General features: G+C 61.6%; 19 protein-coding genes. 8 read left to right on the plus strand and 11 right to left on the minus strand.

All coding sequences use genetic code 11. The features are described 5' to 3' along the window. Positions 1-99: 99 nt before the first annotated feature. Together LB565_RS26175 and ykgO are read right to left on the minus strand one after the other, a co-directional pair. The gene (locus LB565_RS26175; protein WP_224589011.1) at positions 100-723 is read right to left on the minus strand and encodes a tetratricopeptide repeat protein; all 624 of its coding nucleotides are present in this window, start codon (positions 721-723) and stop codon (positions 100-102) included. 145 nt (positions 724-868) lie between these two features. After that, complete coding sequence (ykgO, locus tag LB565_RS26180) at positions 869-994, minus strand: type B 50S ribosomal protein L36 (protein ID WP_040974291.1); 126 nt, start codon at positions 992-994, stop codon at positions 869-871. Positions 995-1,237: 243 nt separating this feature from the next. Here ykgO and LB565_RS26185 point away from each other — a divergent pair, with 243 nt between their 5' ends. Next, the gene (locus LB565_RS26185; RefSeq protein ID WP_224589012.1) at positions 1,238-1,660 is read left to right on the plus strand and encodes a lysozyme inhibitor LprI family protein; all 423 of its coding nucleotides are present in this window, start codon (positions 1,238-1,240) and stop codon (positions 1,658-1,660) included. Positions 1,661-1,666: 6 nt separating this feature from the next. Here the strand turns inward: LB565_RS26185 and LB565_RS26190 are convergent, their stop codons facing one another. Then, the gene (locus LB565_RS26190; RefSeq protein WP_224589013.1) at positions 1,667-2,743 is read right to left on the minus strand and encodes a 5-(carboxyamino)imidazole ribonucleotide synthase; all 1,077 of its coding nucleotides are present in this window, start codon (positions 2,741-2,743) and stop codon (positions 1,667-1,669) included. Further along, entirely contained in the window at positions 2,740-3,237 is a 498-nt protein-coding gene (purE, locus tag LB565_RS26195) for a 5-(carboxyamino)imidazole ribonucleotide mutase (RefSeq protein ID WP_224589014.1), read from the minus strand. Before purE ends, LB565_RS26190 begins: the two co-directional genes overlap by 4 nt. A gap of 218 nt (positions 3,238-3,455) precedes the next feature. Between purE and LB565_RS26200 the strand changes: the two genes are divergently transcribed. Further along, positions 3,456-4,922, plus strand: a complete 1,467-nt coding sequence (locus LB565_RS26200) for a PIN-like domain-containing protein (protein ID WP_224589015.1) — start codon at positions 3,456-3,458, stop codon at positions 4,920-4,922. A 44-nt stretch (positions 4,923-4,966) separates the two neighbouring features. Here the strand turns inward: LB565_RS26200 and LB565_RS26205 are convergent, their stop codons facing one another. The 6 genes from LB565_RS26205 to LB565_RS26230 form a co-directional block, all read right to left on the minus strand. After that, positions 4,967-6,172, minus strand: coding sequence for an aminotransferase class V-fold PLP-dependent enzyme (locus tag LB565_RS26205; RefSeq protein WP_224589016.1), 1,206 nt, complete (start codon positions 6,170-6,172; stop codon positions 4,967-4,969). A 19-nt stretch (positions 6,173-6,191) separates the two neighbouring features. Continuing rightward, positions 6,192-6,653 (minus strand): RidA family protein, encoded by a 462-nt coding sequence (locus tag LB565_RS26210; protein ID WP_224589017.1) that lies wholly within the window; start codon positions 6,651-6,653, stop codon positions 6,192-6,194. Positions 6,654-6,690: 37 nt separating this feature from the next. Next, on the minus strand, positions 6,691-7,482 hold the full coding sequence (locus LB565_RS26215) for an amino acid ABC transporter ATP-binding protein (protein WP_224589018.1): 792 nt from the start codon (positions 7,480-7,482) through the stop codon (positions 6,691-6,693). Positions 7,483-7,486: 4 nt separating this feature from the next. Further along, entirely contained in the window at positions 7,487-8,137 is a 651-nt protein-coding gene (locus LB565_RS26220; protein WP_224589019.1) for an amino acid ABC transporter permease, read from the minus strand. A 1-nt stretch (position 8,138) separates the two neighbouring features. Further along, positions 8,139-8,804, minus strand: coding sequence for an amino acid ABC transporter permease (locus LB565_RS26225; RefSeq protein ID WP_140841553.1), 666 nt, complete (start codon positions 8,802-8,804; stop codon positions 8,139-8,141). A gap of 113 nt (positions 8,805-8,917) precedes the next feature. Next, a complete protein-coding gene (locus LB565_RS26230) occupies positions 8,918-9,790 on the minus strand; it encodes a transporter substrate-binding domain-containing protein (protein WP_411962096.1) in 873 nt (290 codons plus the stop codon). A gap of 122 nt (positions 9,791-9,912) precedes the next feature. Here LB565_RS26230 and LB565_RS26235 point away from each other — a divergent pair, with 122 nt between their 5' ends. Beyond that, on the plus strand, positions 9,913-10,713 hold the full coding sequence (locus LB565_RS26235) for an IclR family transcriptional regulator (protein ID WP_224589020.1): 801 nt from the start codon (positions 9,913-9,915) through the stop codon (positions 10,711-10,713). Between the two features lie 19 nt (positions 10,714-10,732). On the opposite strand, the gene LB565_RS26240 is transcribed toward LB565_RS26235, so the two are convergent. Beyond that, positions 10,733-10,936, minus strand: coding sequence for a YdcH family protein (locus tag LB565_RS26240; RefSeq protein ID WP_126080812.1), 204 nt, complete (start codon positions 10,934-10,936; stop codon positions 10,733-10,735). Between the two features lie 242 nt (positions 10,937-11,178). Here LB565_RS26240 and LB565_RS26245 point away from each other — a divergent pair, with 242 nt between their 5' ends. The 5 genes from LB565_RS26245 to LB565_RS26265 all read left to right on the plus strand — a co-directional run bounded on the left by LB565_RS26245 (position 11,179) and on the right by LB565_RS26265 (position 15,245). Next, complete coding sequence (locus LB565_RS26245) at positions 11,179-11,358, plus strand: YdcH family protein (protein ID WP_149791894.1); 180 nt, start codon at positions 11,179-11,181, stop codon at positions 11,356-11,358. A gap of 250 nt (positions 11,359-11,608) precedes the next feature. Beyond that, complete coding sequence (gene ispG, locus LB565_RS26250; RefSeq protein WP_224589021.1) at positions 11,609-12,859, plus strand: flavodoxin-dependent (E)-4-hydroxy-3-methylbut-2-enyl-diphosphate synthase; 1,251 nt, start codon at positions 11,609-11,611, stop codon at positions 12,857-12,859. Positions 12,860-12,864: 5 nt separating this feature from the next. Then, a complete protein-coding gene (locus LB565_RS26255; RefSeq protein WP_224589022.1) occupies positions 12,865-13,725 on the plus strand; it encodes a lytic transglycosylase domain-containing protein in 861 nt (286 codons plus the stop codon). After that, the gene (locus tag LB565_RS29915; protein ID WP_318012192.1) at positions 13,722-13,919 is read left to right on the plus strand and encodes a phosphotransferase-like protein; all 198 of its coding nucleotides are present in this window, start codon (positions 13,722-13,724) and stop codon (positions 13,917-13,919) included. Before LB565_RS26255 ends, LB565_RS29915 begins: the two co-directional genes overlap by 4 nt. Before the next feature lie 189 nt (positions 13,920-14,108). Continuing rightward, positions 14,109-15,245: a sterol desaturase family protein gene (locus LB565_RS26265; protein WP_224589024.1), complete on the plus strand. Its 1,137-nt coding sequence runs from the start codon at positions 14,109-14,111 to the stop codon at positions 15,243-15,245. The last annotated feature ends 10 nt before the right edge of the window (positions 15,246-15,255 follow it).

The following is a 15,255-nucleotide window of genomic DNA, read 5'->3' on the forward strand; positions in this document are numbered from 1 at the left end:
GTAGGGGAGTAGGGGAGTAGGGGGAAGGCATTTCCGAGTGCTGTTCAACACTCCCAAAACATACTCCCTACTCCCCTACTCCCCTACTCCCTTAAACTATCAAATACCCTCGCCTGCCAGCTCTTCCGAGAGCGTCGAGACCTGGTTCTGGGCGCTGCGCATCATCGGGTAGATCGCCAGCACCTTTTGCCACGCTTCCAGCGCCGACTGCTTGTGGCCGGTCTCGGCCATGATCTGGGCGAGGCCCGAAAGCGCGCCGAAATGGCGTGGCTCGAGCGCCAAGGTGCGGTCGATGTCGGCCATCGACTTCCCGTAATTCTTCATCAGGAAATGCACGGTGGCCCGACGGTTCCAGCCTTCGGCATAGTCAGGCTGCAAGGTCACGACCTGGTCGAGGAAATCGAGGGCGACGTCGAATTTCTGGTCTTCCGTCGCCTTTTGCGCCCACTGCATCATCAGGTCGATCGAGGCGCTGCCCGACTGATTCCACTCGTTCCAAATGCGGCCGGCGATGCGCTCGGCCGCCTTTTCATTGCGTTCGCGCTTCAGCTCGGTGAAGAGCTGGTCGAGGCGGCCCTGTTTGGTCGGAGCGGCCGGCGGCGGCGTGGCTGCGGCTGGCGGCGCGGCATCTGGAGGCAGCGCGCCTGGCACCTCTTCTGCTCCTGCAGGCAAAGCCGTGCCGGAAAGCAAAAAGGCGGTGAAAAATGCAAAAAGAATCCGCATCGTCGGAATCTAGTCCCGGACGGCGGATCATCAAAGTGATTTTAGCGTGAGAGCGCCGGCGAACCGGCATTCGACATCAGCGCGGCCTGGTCTCTTTGCATGTCGCTTCCTTTTCGGGCGACATGCATCAGGCCGCGCGCAAGGCTCAGCCCTGGCGCGCCTTGTAGCGCGGAGCGGTCTTGTTGATGATGTAGATGCGTCCCTTGCGGCGAACCAGCCGGTTGTCGCGGTGACGTGCCTTGAGCGCCTTGAGCGAATTCTTGATCTTCATGGTCTTGCCTGTTCGGTCAGGGCCCGTCCCGGGCCGAATTTTAAAGGCGCGCCCGGAAAAAAGCGCGCCTTTGAACTTGCGTGGCTCATAAACGAGGAGGCTTGCCCGTGTCAACCACATGCGCGTGTCCGAATGCCGCAAGTGGCGCGGCATATCAAATATTCGCCATCCCGGCGAAGCTGCATTGCGCGACTCAAGGGCTGCTGGAATGGTGCGATCTGCGCGAATGACCGGAGATTGCCCATGCGCCGCCTGCTTCTGCCTGCTTGTCTGGTCTTGCTTGCGACGGCCCCGGCCGCCCGGGCGCAGGAATGCGACCGCAACGACGACAGCCAGTCGATGCTGAACATCTGCGCCGATGCCGACCGCCAGGCGGCCGACGCCAAGCTCAATGCCGCCTATAAGAATATCATCGGCAGCAACGATCAGGCCTCGAACAAGCTGTTGCAGACGGCGCAACGCGCCTGGATCGCCTTTCGCGATGCCGAATGCGCCTATTCGACCGCCGACAGCGAGGGCGGATCCATCCATCCGATGGAGGTTTCGCAGTGCCTGACGAAGCTCACCAACGAGCGAACAAAGCAGCTCACCTCCGACGCCAGCTGCAAGCTGAGCGATCCGAGCTGCGCCGGCTCGGACGCGGGCGACGACCAGGATATGCAGTAAGCGAGTTTATCGGGCCCCGATAAGGCGCGTGAAATGGCCCATCTTGCGGCCGGGGCGCGATTCGCCCTTGCCGTAGAGATGCAGTATCAGGTCGGGTTCGTTAAGCAGTGCCGGCACCCTCAGCATGTCGTCGCCGATCAGGTTTTCCATCACGCAGTCAAAATGGCGGGCGGGCGAGCCAAGCGGCAGGCCGGCGACGGCGCGGATATGCTGCTCGAACTGCGAGACGACGCAGACGGCTTCCGTCCAATGGCCGGAATTGTGCACGCGCGGCGCCAGCTCGTTGACCAGAAGCGAGCCGTCGGCAAGCACGAAGAACTCGACGCCGATGACCCCGACATAATCGAGCGCGGAGAGGATTTTCGCGGCGGCATCCTTGCCGGTGGCGGCCGTTTCCGGGCGGATGGCTGCGGGCAGGGTCGAGGTCCGCAGGATGCCTTCGCGGTGGACGTTCTCGGCCGGATCGTAAGCCGCGACCGAGCCGTCCAGCCCACGCGCGGCGATCACCGAAATCTCGCGCTCGAAGGCGACCAGCGATTCCAGGATCAGCGGCACATTGCCCATCGCCTCGCAGACCCCGGCAAAGCCGCCGGCCTGCATGTTGCGGAAGACGCGCTGGCCCTTGCCGTCATAGCCCATGCGGCGGGTCTTCAGCACGCCGCTGCCGTCGAACTTCCTCAAGGCCTCGGTCAGCTGGTCGTCATTGTCGACCGGACAGAACTCCGCGGTCGGGATGCCGATGCCGTTGAGAAAGCTTTTCTCGGTGTGGCGATCCTGCGCGACTTCAAGCGCGCGGGCCGGCGGATAGACGGGGACCGTTGCCGCCAGCGTTTGCGCCGCCGCGACCGGGACATTCTCGAATTCATAGGTGATGACGGCGCTGGCGCTGGCCAGATCGGCGAGCGCCGCCGGATCGTCATAGGCGGCGACGATCTGGCGATTGGCGACCTGCGCGGCCGGGCAGTCGGCCTGCGGTTCCAGCACAACGATACGGTAGCCGAGCCGCGCCGCTGCCATCGCCAACATGCGGCCAAGCTGGCCGCCGCCGATGATGCCGATGGTCGATCCGGGCGCCAGGCTCACGGCGCGTCCGTCGGCTCGGCGGCAACCTTGGCGGTCTGCGCCGCGCGCCAGGCGTCAAGCCGGGCGGCGAGCTTGTCATCGTTGAGCGCCAGCACCGCGGCGGCAAGAAGCGCCGCATTGGCCGCCCCCGCTTTGCCGATCGCCAAAGTGCCGACCGGGATGCCGGCCGGCATCTGCACGATGGAGAGAAGCGAATCCTGTCCCGACAGCGCTTTGGATTCCACCGGAACGCCGAAGACGGGCAGCGGCGTCATCGCCGCCGTCATGCCGGGCAGATGCGCCGCCCCGCCGGCGCCGGCGATGATCACCTTGTAGCCGGCCGCCTTGGCGCCCTTGGCGAATTCATAGAGACGGTCGGGGGTGCGATGGGCGGAGACGATCAGTCTCCTGTGCGGGATGCCCAGCGCCTCCAGTGTTTCCGCCGTGTGGCGCATCGTCGCCCAGTCGGACTGGCTGCCCATGATGATGGCGACGTCGGCACGCTGATCGGTCAAGGCTTCGCTCCCCGGCGGCAAAGGCGCGCCTTAGCGGAATTCGCGGCGAGCCGCAAGAACGCACGGTTCCGTGTTAACTCCTCCCGAGAATCTCTACCTCCCCGGGACACGGACCGTCATGCGTAATTGGCCTTGGTCGATGTTGCGTCCGTGGGCCACACGATTTACCCTACCCGAAGAGCTGCTGTAGCACGTTTACAGAGTTCGAGGAGGGAAACTTGAAAGATTTGTTTTTTGATTACTATCCCCCAAACTCTGAACAATATGAAAGGTTATGGAAAGAAGCAATTATAACGCTAGATACCAATGTTATCTTAAACCTTTATAGGCTTCCCACTACTGCTACCGATGAACTTCTAAAGTTGATCGAATTATTGGGTGATAGAATATGGATTCCCCACCAGGTCGCGTTGGAATTTCAACGAAGACGGCTTACAGTGATTTCTTCAGAGAGAAAATCATCAGAGGATGCGCTTTCGACTGCGAAAGAAGTGGTTTTGAAGTTGAAGGAGAGGGTTGATTCCCTCCAGATAGATAAGAGAAGCCTTGGGATAGAGGTAGCTCCCCTTATCGAGAATCTCGACAGCGCCAATAAGAAGCTCATCGAAGCAATTGAAGCAGTTCATAAATCACAATTGGACATCGCCGCTCCGGACCCAATTAGGGAGCGGCTTGATAAGATACTCTCGCAGAAGGTCGGTGACGGTCCATCCACCCAGGAAGAATTGGACAAATTGACGGAAGGTGGCGATCAGCGATTTGAGGAAAAAATTCCTCCTGGATTTGCGGATATAGACAAAGAGAAGAACCCGAACGAGGCTTCGTTTATCTTTAACCAGATGAAATATCAACGAAAGTTTGGGGACCTGATCCTTTGGCGGCAGATAATTAGCCATGTAAAGGAAAAAGGTATAAAGTGCGTTATATTGGTCACGGCAGACAAGAAGGAAGATTGGTGGTGGAGGGAGCAAGGTAAGACGATTGGACCGCACCCTGAGTTAATCAGGGAAATTAGAAGAGAGGGAAACGTCGATATTTTTTGGATGTATTCGTCGGTTCAATTTGTAGAGCACGCAAAGAAATATACTCAGGCAAATGTATCTGAGCAATCTGTTGCTGAACTCCAGGAGGTGGTCTCTAATGCGACCGCGGAGGTCAATTTTAGAAACTACGTGAGCCATACCCCTATCGAGGAATTCGTCAAGCGATACCCGTCACCGCCTCGGGCATATGGAGGTGCTGACCGCCGCGCGATGGAGAAAGCGGTTTATGAATGGCTCAGTCTAAATCGCGGATACGTTCGTTTTTCCGACGGACGGTTTCCAAGTTTCGTCGTCAGAGACGGCGTTGAATTGCATGGGTATGAGGCACGTCTCTTCCCTAATTTCGATAAGATTTACTTCTCTCCAATGACTATTAATAGTCTCTTGCGCGGATACGTAGAGGTTAAGGAGGGTAGAATTTCTAAGTTTACATTGATAGGGGTCGTTAGCGAAGATGATGCCCAGCGAGTTTTTGTTCCGGGTCGAATTAGTGAAATCCAGTTCAGAATCAGAGAAATCCTAAAAAAATATCCCATTACTGGAATTGTTGTAGGTGTTATTGCTGATGGAAAGTTCCGGCCTTTGGTAAGCGAACGGAGTTCGGATTACGACGATTTAGTCGAATACAGCGATGATCCATGAGTAAGGAAGTCAAGAATCCGTCTTCGCGGGCTCAGCGGTCGAATCTAGTCCGGCCAGCGCAACGCCCCAGCCGAATCCTTGCGGGCGATCTTCATCGCGTCAGCCGGCCGATCCTTCGCCGTCAGCACGGCGCGCAGCTGCTCGGCCACGACCTCGGCTTCGCCGGGATGCAGGTTGCACGGGTCGAGGAAAAAATGGCCGCGCTCGACCTCGTGATTGCGGACAATCACCGGCGGCGAACCGGCAGCCAAAGCGGAAGCGAGGCCGGCGGCGGTGAAGCGGCTTTCCGGGCGCACGAAGACCTGCAGGCGGTCGAGCGGATTGTTGGTCGGGTCGGGAATGATCTCAGCACCGATGCCGGGGATGCCTTGAAGTGAATCCTTCCACAGATTGAGCGCTGCCTCCTCGCGCAGGCGGATGCCGGCATGGTCGCGTTTTTCCCAGGCGTCGAGCGCCGCCATCGTGCCGGCGACGCTTTCCTTGCCGACCTTCATGGCGCGCGCAACGCCGCGGTTCTGCAGGTAGGCGGCGCGTACCAGGTCCTTGCGGCCGGTGACGATGCCGCTGGTCGGACCGCTGAGGAATTTGTGGCCGCTATAGACGACGATGTCGGCGCCGCGCGCCAGGAAGCTGCGCAGGTCATATTCGGACGCGGCGTCAACGATCACTGGAATATTCTTGGCATGGCAAATCTCGCAGAATTCCTCCAGCGAGACCATGCCGTACTGCACCGTATGGTGGGCGACGACGTAGAGAGCCGCGGCCGTGCGCTCATTGATTGCCTCGCGCACATGGTAGTCCTGCGTGACGCTGACGGTGCCCGCCGGAATGACCTTGGCGCCGGCGACGCGGATCGACTGGTCGATGGGCGCGCCATAGTTGACGATGTGGCCGAGCTGGATGACGACCTCCGATTTCAGCCCTTCAGTGTCGTCCGGCAGGCGTTCGATCGCCAAAACGTTGGTGCCGGTCATCGCGCCGGCGATGGCCATCGTAATGCCCGAGGCGCAGCAGGCGGTGATGAAGCCGGCCTCGCCGCCGGTGAGGCGTGCGACCACCGCGCTCGCGGCGCGCTGCAGATCGTCCATCTCCACCCATTGCGAGGCCATCTCGGCCATGGCGCTGATCGCTTCGGGAACGATGATCGAGGCGCCCAGCGCCGTCATCGTGCCCGAGACATTGATGATAGGCCTCAAGCCCAGCCGCTCGCGGATGGTGGTGTTGGAGCCGGCGTCGGAATAGGTTTTCATGTGAGTGGACTCCGTTAAGTCAGGCGGCGATCTCGACGACCGCTTCGATTTCGACAGTGATGTTGCGTGGCAGCGAACCGACGCCGATCGCCGAGCGCGCATGGCCGCCGGTCTTGTCGAAGACATCGGCAAAGAGGTCCGAGCAGCCATTGACCACTTTGGGGTGGTCGCTGAAGGTCGGCGTGGCGTTGACGAAGCCGAGCAGCTTTACCACCCGCACGATGCGGCCGAGATCGCCCGCCGCCGCATGCATGACGGCGAGCAGATTGAGGCCGGTGAGGCGGGCATGCTCATAGGCCTGCTCGACGGTCACGTCATCGCCGACTTTGCCGGTGCAAAGCGTGCCGTCGGCACGCAGCGGCCCCTGTCCCGAAAGAAAGATCAGCCGGCCGCTCTCGGCATGGGTGACGAAATTCGCGATGGGCGTGGGCGGCTCGGGCAGCGTAAGGCCGAGTTCGGCGAGCCGTTTGTAAGGCGACATGGAAGGGTACTCCCTGGATGGCCGAAGCCATCCGCTTTCAGAAATGCGAGGCGCGGAAACGCGCCAGAAATGTGCGGAGGCGCTCGTTGGTCGTTTCCACGGCAAGAACTTCCTTCGGCGGTCCGACCGCCGAGACGCCGCCATCGGCCATGAAGACGATGCGGCTGGAGGCATCGCGGGCGAAGGCCATCTCGTGCGTCACCATCACCATGGTCATGCCATCCTCGGCAAGGCTGCGCACCACCGCCAGCACCTCGCCGACGAGCTCCGGGTCGAGCGCCGAGGTGATCTCGTCGAGCAGCAGGATTTTGGGCTCCATGGCGACGGCGCGAGCAATGCCGACGCGCTGCTGCTGGCCACCCGAAAGTTCGGCCGGCAGGCTGTCCGCCTTGTGGGCGAGGCCGACGCGGCCCAGCCAATGCTCGGCAATCGAGCGCGCCTCCGTCTTGGTCTTGCCGCGCACCTTGGTCAGTCCGAGCATGATGTTGCCGGCGGCGGTCAGATGCGGGAAGAGGTTGAAGCTCTGGAACACCATGCCGGTCTCGGCGCGCATGGCTGCCAAATCGCGTTCGCTGCGCCGCTGGCGCGCGCCGCCGTCGCGAAAGCCGACCTCCTTGCCGTCGATGCGGATCGAGCCGCTGTCATAGCTTTCGAGGAAATTCACGCAGCGCAACAGCATGGTCTTGCCGCTGCCCGAAGGGCCGATGATGGTCACCACCTCGCCCTTGGCCACCTGCAAGCTGACCGAGCGCAGCACGCTGACCGAGCCGAAGGATTTCGAGACCTCGGCAATATCGAGAAGCGCTGGGTTGTCGTTCGAACTGGCCATCGCATTAATCCCGGATGAAAGCGAAGCGCCGTTCCAGCCGCCGGCTGGCATAGGAAAGCGCATAGTTGACGGCGAAGTAGATCAGCGCGCCGAGGATATAGAGCGGCATCGCCTCATAGGTGCGGCCGATGATCTGGTTGATCGCCTGCATCAGATCGGTGATGCCGAGCAGCGAAACCAGCGCGCTGCCCTTCACGGCATCGGTGACGCCATTGATCCAGGGCGGCAGGAAGCGGCGGAAAGCCTGCGGGAAAATCACCGAGGTGAGGCGCTGCCGGAAGGTGAGGCCGATCGCCATCGCCGCTTCGGACTGGCCTTTCGGGATCGATGCTACGGCGCCGCGCAGATACTCGACGACCTGCGCCGTCTTGAACAAGGTCAGCGCCAGCACCGCCGCCCAGAAGGACTGAAGGTGCACGCCGACAGCGGGCAGGCCGTAATAGACGAAGAACATCAGCACCAGGATCGGGATGCCGCGGATGGTGTCCGAAAAGATGCGCACCGCCCAACGCAGCGGCGCTGGCCCGTAGACCAGGCCGACGCCCAGCAGGACCCCGGCGATCAAGGACAGGACCACGACCAGCAGCGAGACCCATAAGGTCACGGCGAAGCCTTCGGCAAGGAACGGCAGGGCGTAGAGGATCTGGCTCAGCATCTCAGCGCGCCGCCCTGAACCGGCGTTCGACCAGCCGCAGCGCAAACAGCAAGGTATAGCCGGTCACCAGATACATCGCCGTCGTCACCAGATAGACCTCGACGATGCGGAACGTGTTGAAGTTGATCCACTGAGCGCCGTAGGTGAGCTCAGGCACCGAGATCACCGAGGCGATCGAGGTGTCCTTGAACAGCGAGATGAAGGTGTTGGACAGTGCCGGCAGCGTGATGCGCAGCATCGTCGGCAGGCGGACGTGGATCAGGCGCTGCCATGGGGTAAGGCCGATCGCCTTGCCGGCGTCGAGCTGACCGCGCGGCACCGCTTCCAGGCCTGAGCGGAACACCTCGACCAGGTAGGCGCCGCTATAGACCGACAGGGTCAGGACAAACGAGGTGGGGGCGCTGTAGGCAAGGTCGACGACCGTCGGCAGGCCGTAGAAGACCAAATAGACCAGCAGGATCAGCGGTACGTTGCGGATGAATTCGACATAGGCCGCAATGATGGCGCGCACCACGCGTCCGGCCGAGACATACCAGACGGCCAACACCAGGCCGATGACGATGCCGATGGCGATCGAGATCACGGCAAGCTCGAGGCTGAGCAGCAGGCCGCCCCACAGCTTGTCGAAATGCCGCCAGATCAGGTTGAAATTGAGCGTATAGCCCATGCGTCCGTCTCAATGGCCGCGGTGCGACGGATAGGATTCGCCGCCCTCGCGCCGGTGTCGAGGAAAAACAGGCGGAAGGACCGCTCCTTCCGCCGGCTTGGTCGTGTGGCGCGTCAGATGACCGGGAAGCCCGGATGGCGCGGCGGCGGCTCCTGGCCGAAATATTCCTTGAAGGCGGCATCGTAGAGCGCCGTCTCATGGCCGAACATGGCGATGGTGAAGGTCTGGTTGACGAAGGTCAGCCAATCGAGGTCGCCTTGCCGGACCGCGGCGCCGTAAAGCATCGAATACCAGCTTTTGCCGGCGTCGAAATATTTGTCGGGATTGCGCGAAGCCAGCCAGCGCACGGTCGACAGATCGACGGCGGCGGCATCGGCGCGCTTGGATTCCAGCGCCTGCAGAACGTTCGCCTGGGTGTCGATCTGCAGCACCTGCGCCTGCGGCAAGGCAAAATGCACCGAGCTTTCGGCGTCGACATTCTGCAGGATCGAGACGCGGGTGTTGGCGCCATTCGCCAGGAGTTTGTCGAAGGTCTTGTTTTCGGAGCCAGGCAGCGTCAGCAGCGCGACGCCTTCGACGTAATAGGGCCGCGAGAAGTGGATCAGCTGCGAGCGCTGTGCCGTCATGGTCATGAACTGGATGGTGATGTCGACCTTGTTGGTCGTCACGTTCGGAATACGCTGCGCCGGATCCTGCATGACGAACTCGACCTTGGTCGGGTCGTCGAAGAGGCCCTTGGCAAGGATGCGGCCCATGGTGATGTCCATGCCGACCAGCTCGCCGGCATCGTTCTCGAAATGCCACGGCGCGTTGGTGCTGCCGGTGCCGACGATCAGCTTGCCGCGATCGAGCGCAGTGCGCAGCACGCTGTCGGACGCGGCTTGCGCCGCCGCCTTCTCGGCGCTGATTGCGGTGAGCGCGCCGGCGGTGGCCAGGCCCGCCATTCCCAGTTTCAGAAAATCACGTCTGCCGGATGTGTCGTTCACGGCGACCTCCTTTGATGGTTTGTTCCCCAATGCAGCAGAGATACGCGTCGCAATCAGCGATTGTCTCTTACAAGAGACGTGTGTATCCTGTACAAGACAGATACTAGCATCAGGAATCGACAATGCAAGATGGTGAAACGCTGACCGGCTGGCCGAGCGAGGTCGCGGATGAAGAGCGGCCGGCGGGCTCGCGCGAGAAGGGCCTCAACAGGGCCCTGAACATCCTGGAATTCCTGCACGCCAACCAGCGCGCGATCGGCATCGGCGACCTGGCCAAGGGGCTCAACGCGCCGCGCTCGACGACCTACACGCTGGTGCGCGAGCTGGTCGAAGCCGGGCTGTTGGAAATGGCCGGCGACGGCAACCGCGTCTATTTCGGCAAGAAGCTCTATCTCTATGGAATGGCCTATATGCGCGGCAACGACCTGCTCAGGCGCGGGCGTCAGGAGGTCGATACGCTGTCGCGCGAAACCGGCGAGACGTCCGAGCTCTGCATGCTGCAGAGCGGCCGCTACATGATCGTCCATTCGAGCCCGGGCACCAGGCCGTTCCGCATCAGTTCGGCCACCGGCCTGCAGATCCCGCTGCCTTGGACTGCTTCCGGCCGGCTGCTGCTTGCCGGCCTCGATCGCGCCGGGATCGAGGCAATGGTCACGCAAGACGACCTCGTGCTGCCGGACGGCCGCAAGCTCGAACTCGATGATTTCATCGACGATATCGCGCGGGCGCGCGTCACCGGCTATTGCGTCACGTCAGGCCTGGTCGACGCCTACACCAAATGCCTTGCGGCGCCAGTGTTCTCTGCGCCAGGCAAGGTCGAGGCGACCATGTGCCTTGTGGTGCCGATCGACACGTCCGAGGAACGGACAGGCGAACTTCTTGCGCTGCTGCGCGAGCGCGCGGCACGGCTATCGATCTCTTGACGGTGCGGAGGCGATCCGCTCAGGCGATGATGTCCGGGATGATGCGGTCTTCCAGCGCCGACAGCCGGTCTTTCAGGATCAGCTTCTTTTTCTTCATGCGCTGGATCTGAAGCGGGTCGCAGCCTGTGGCGATCATCGCGTTTATGGCGGCGTCGAAATCGGCGTGTTCTTGTTTGAGCCGGGAATATTCGAGGCGTATTTCAGCCTGTTCCTGTTCGGACATTATCTACCGTCTGCGTATGCATCGCCCAATCGGGCTGTCTGGGCGGGGCCGGTCGGATCTGTCTGTTTGTGACCGGCGCGCCGCTGATATCACATTTCACTTTGTCGTGGAATGCTACCACGTGGCATTCGACATCGAGATCGGTTGGTGGCAAACTGTCATCGTGCCGTCACAGTCGCAACCTGCGGTGGACGTGCCTGCGACGGCTGCAATCGAGGAAACCATGAAAGGGAGAACCAATCATGTCTCTTGCATCCCATCTTGATGAGCTGCAGCGAAAGCACGGCGATATCGAGCGTGAACTTGTCGATGCGATGAACCATCCTTCGGTAGACGACCTCGAGATCGCCACTCTCAAGCGGCGCAAGTTGGCAATCAAGGACGAGATTGAAAAGCTGAAGGCGAAACCGACCGCACACTGAAGCTCCTTTAGGCACCATCACCGCTCCCGCCGCGGTGCGTCTCCCCGGTGGCAAGAATGCCACCGGCCCGGTGCTTTACGCTGAATCTGCCGACTGATGGGCGCGCATCTTGTGGCCCGATGTCCCCTTTGAGCCGCGTAACGGCTGATCGGGAGCAGCGGATTTGCCGGCCTTGCCTGCCGGTTGCCATTGACAAGCCATCTTTGCTCCGCCACCTCATGCCCGGAATTTTCAGATGAAGGCGGCCGGCATGACCGGATATTTTTCCTCACCCTTCCCGCGGCGAATGTCGGTCGGCGTCTCGGTCGGCGGCGTGATCGTCGGCGGCGGCGCTCCGGTCGTCGTGCAGTCGATGACCAACACCGACACGGCCGATGTCGACCAGACGGTCGCCCAAGTCGCTGCGCTGCACCGCGCCGGTTCGGAAATCGTGCGCATCACGGTCGACCGCGACGAGAGCGCGGCCGCGGTTCCGCGCATCCATGAGCGGCTGTTGCGGCTCGGCATCGACGTGCCGCTGGTCGGCGACTTCCATTATATCGGCCACAAGCTGCTCGCCGATCATCCGGCCTGCGCCGAGGTGCTGGCGAAGTACCGCATCAACCCCGGCAATGTCGGCTTCAAGGAAAAGAAGGACCGCCAGTTCGCCGCGATCGTCGAAATGGCTATCAGACATGACAAGCCGGTGCGCATCGGCGTCAACTGGGGCTCGCTCGACCAGGAATTGCTGACCCGGCTGATGGACGACAACCAGGCCCAGGGCTCGCCGCTCACCGCGCAGGAGGTGACGCGCGAGGCGATCGTGCAGTCGGCGATCCTGTCGGCCGAGATGGCGGAAGAGATCGGGCTTGGCCGCGACAAGATCATCCTGTCGGCCAAGGTCAGCGGCGTGCAGGACCTGATCGCCGTCTACACCGAGCTTGCCACCCGCTCCGACCATGCGCTGCATCTGGGTCTCACCGAAGCCGGCATGGGCAGCAAGGGCATCGTCGCCTCTTCGGCGGCGATGGGCATTCTCTTGCAGCAGGGCATCGGCGACACGATCCGCATCTCCCTGACGCCGGAGCCGAATGGCGACCGCACCCGCGAGGTGCAGGTGTCGCAGGAACTTCTGCAGACCATGGGCTTCCGGCAGTTCGTGCCGATCGTCGCGGCCTGCCCCGGTTGCGGGCGCACCACGTCAACCGTGTTCCAGGAACTTGCCCAGAGCATCCAGGCCGACATCCGCAAGAACATGCCGGTGTGGCGCGAGAAATATCCGGGCGTCGAGAGCCTCAAGGTCGCGGTGATGGGCTGCATCGTCAACGGTCCGGGCGAATCCAAGCATGCCGATATCGGCATATCGCTGCCCGGCACCGGCGAGACGCCGACGGCGCCCGTGTTCATCGACGGCAAGAAGGCGGCGACGCTGCGCGGCCCTTCGATCGCGCAGGATTTCGAAAAGATGGTCGCCGATTACATCGAGCAGCGTTACGGACACGGCAAAGCCGCCGCGGAATGAGCGGGATGCAGCGTTTCGTGAAGACGACGCTGCTTCTCGCTTGCGCGCTGATCGCTGCCGGTCCGGCATTGGCCGATCCGCCCCAGTCGAAGTCGGCCGCGAAACGGCTGATCAACCGCGTCTGCGACCTGATCGAAACCCAGGCCCAACAGAACGGCCTGCCCAAGGATTTCTTCGCCCGGCTGATCTGGAAGGAGAGCCGCTTCGATCCGAACGCGGTGAGCCCGGTCGGCGCCGAAGGCATCGCCCAATTCATGCCGGGCACCGCCAAGATGCGCGGGCTCGCCAATTCCTTCGACGTCGAGCAGGCTATTCCCGCCTCGGCGAAGTATCTCGCCGAGATGAAGGTAAGCTACGGCAATCTCGGCCTCGCGGCGGCGGCCTATAATGCCGGCGAGAACCGCGTGTCGCGCTGGCTCGCTGCGGGCGGCTTCCTGCCGATGGAGACGGAAAGCTATGTCTTCGACATCATGGGCGAGCCCGTCGACAAGTTTGCGGACAAATCCTATGCCGGCGCCGTCCAGCCGCTCGATCCAAAGATGAGCTTCGCGGTCGCCTGCCGCCGGCTGCCGGTGATCATGTCGCGGACCGTCGCCATGGCCTCGATCAACGTCAAGCCGTGGGGCGTGCAGGTGGCGGGCAACTTCCGCCGCTCGGCGGCGATCGGCCAATGGCTGAGGGTCAAAAGCCGGTTCCCGGCTTTGCTCGCCAGCCGTGATCCGGTGGTGAGCCGGGTGCGCACGCCGATCGGCCGCCGCGGCATCTACGCGGTCAGGATCGGCGCCGACTCGCGCGGCGAGGCCAACGGCATCTGCACCAAGCTGCAAAGCGTCGGCGGCGCCTGCGTGGTGCTGCGCAACCGGTGACGCCAACGCCAAGACAGGGGGCGGCGAGAGGCGCTCGAAACGCGCGAAAGCGGGCGTGCGGGCCGACTGCCCGGACTTGCACGCGCTGGCAATTCGAACGCGTGCACAGGGGTGTCGCCTACAACCTTGAGCTCGACACCAGCCGGCTGATGCCGGCATGCGCCCGCCTGATCCAGCAGCGATTTAAATTGTAGCGACTTGCATTCCTCGCATGGACTCGAGCTTCCCGGTCGTCAACAACGCCGATAGCCAATTGCTAATGTTGCGAGGAGAATCCGCTTGTCAGGGCGGTGGCGATTAAATCTTAATGCGCTTTGCCATAGTAAGAGCGGGTTCAGTATTTCCAGGGCGCATTTTTATTCGGATCACATGGGGGGAGCATCATGCCGGAGGGGAATTTCCTTAAAAGGGTTATCGGTGAGCTCGAAACACCGCGCACCAAGCGGCCGTTCGGGTCCGGCTGGCTGTCCGGTTCGATCGCATTGCTTGCGGGCATCACCGCCCTCTTGATGGTCATCGTGTTGCGCTATCCATCGCTGACCTCGATGCCGGACCTTGCTCCGATCCACCAGATGCTGTTCTTCAAGCCGGTCCTCTATTTCGTGCTGATCTCGGGCTATGTCCTGGCCATCCTGAGCATGATGCTGCGCAGGGAAAAGACGCTCGGCGTGGCGGCTATGGTCACGGTGCTGTTGGCCTCGCTCATCGGCATGCTCCCGGTGCGTCACGAGTTGCATGTCGACGGCGTGTTCTTCGGCCTTGATTTCTTCATTCTCAATGTCCTGTTCATGGGCGTGCTGTTCGTCCCGCTCGAACGCATTTTTGCCCGCAACATGAGCCAGACCGTGTTCCGCGACGAATGGCGCGAGGACCTTTTCTATTACCTGGTCTCGTCGCTGCTGGTGCAGATATTGACCTACCTGACGCTTGCGCCGTCCAATTTCGTCAATGCGCAAGCCGGCCTCGGTTCGGTGCGCGCCTGGGTCCACGATCTGCCCTGGATCGTGCAACTGCTGGCGGTGATGTTCCTGACCGATCTTGCCCAATATTGGGTACACCGGGCCTTCCATCGCATCCCGTTCCTGTGGAATTTTCATGCCGTGCATCATTCGGCCAAGTCGATGGACTGGATTGCCGGCGCACGGATGCATTTCCTGGAAATCATCGTTCTTCGCAGCCTGACGGCGACGCCGATGTTCGTGCTCGGCTTCGATGAATCGGCGATCCAGACCTATATCCTGATCGTCTACGTCTATTCGTCCTTCATCCATTCCAACATCGGAACCAGTTTCGGTCCGGTCGAAAAAGTACTCGTGTCGCCGCGCTTCCATCATTGGCATCACGGCCTCGAGAAAGAGGCGATCGACGTCAATTTCGCCATCCATTTCCCGCTGCTCGACCGGCTGTTCGGCACCTATCATCTGCCCGAGGGACGCTGGCCGAAGGGCTACGGCATTCACGGCCATCCGGTGCCGAAAGGATATTGGCGGCAATTCCTCTATCCGTTCCGGCGGGGCTGAAAGCTCGAAA

This window comes from Mesorhizobium sp. CA14, from assembly GCF_020165195.1.
Classification (GTDB): domain Bacteria; phylum Pseudomonadota; class Alphaproteobacteria; order Rhizobiales; family Rhizobiaceae; genus Mesorhizobium.

Bases quoted from the DNA above. Each gene is read 5' to 3' on its own strand.
- LB565_RS26175 (WP_224589011.1), bottom strand. From the start codon at position 723: ATGCGGATTCTTTTTGCATTTTTCACCGCCTTTTTGCTTTCCGGCACG.
- ykgO (WP_040974291.1), bottom strand. From the start codon at position 994: ATGAAGATCAAGAATTCGCTCAAGGCGCTCAAGGCACGTCACCGCGAC.
- LB565_RS26185 (WP_224589012.1), top strand. From the start codon at position 1,238: ATGCGCCGCCTGCTTCTGCCTGCTTGTCTGGTCTTGCTTGCGACGGCC.
- LB565_RS26205 (WP_224589016.1), bottom strand. From the start codon at position 6,172: ATGAAAACCTATTCCGACGCCGGCTCCAACACCACCATCCGCGAGCGG.
- LB565_RS26210 (WP_224589017.1), bottom strand. From the start codon at position 6,653: ATGTCGCCTTACAAACGGCTCGCCGAACTCGGCCTTACGCTGCCCGAG.
- LB565_RS26215 (WP_224589018.1), bottom strand. From the start codon at position 7,482: ATGGCCAGTTCGAACGACAACCCAGCGCTTCTCGATATTGCCGAGGTC.
- LB565_RS26220 (WP_224589019.1), bottom strand. From the start codon at position 8,137: ATGCTGAGCCAGATCCTCTACGCCCTGCCGTTCCTTGCCGAAGGCTTC.
- LB565_RS26225 (WP_140841553.1), bottom strand. From the start codon at position 8,804: ATGGGCTATACGCTCAATTTCAACCTGATCTGGCGGCATTTCGACAAG.
- LB565_RS26235 (WP_224589020.1), top strand. From the start codon at position 9,913: ATGCAAGATGGTGAAACGCTGACCGGCTGGCCGAGCGAGGTCGCGGAT.
- LB565_RS26240 (WP_126080812.1), bottom strand. From the start codon at position 10,936: ATGTCCGAACAGGAACAGGCTGAAATACGCCTCGAATATTCCCGGCTC.
- LB565_RS26245 (WP_149791894.1), top strand. From the start codon at position 11,179: ATGTCTCTTGCATCCCATCTTGATGAGCTGCAGCGAAAGCACGGCGAT.
- ispG (WP_224589021.1), top strand. From the start codon at position 11,609: ATGACCGGATATTTTTCCTCACCCTTCCCGCGGCGAATGTCGGTCGGC.
- LB565_RS26255 (WP_224589022.1), top strand. From the start codon at position 12,865: ATGCAGCGTTTCGTGAAGACGACGCTGCTTCTCGCTTGCGCGCTGATC.
- LB565_RS26265 (WP_224589024.1), top strand. From the start codon at position 14,109: ATGCCGGAGGGGAATTTCCTTAAAAGGGTTATCGGTGAGCTCGAAACA.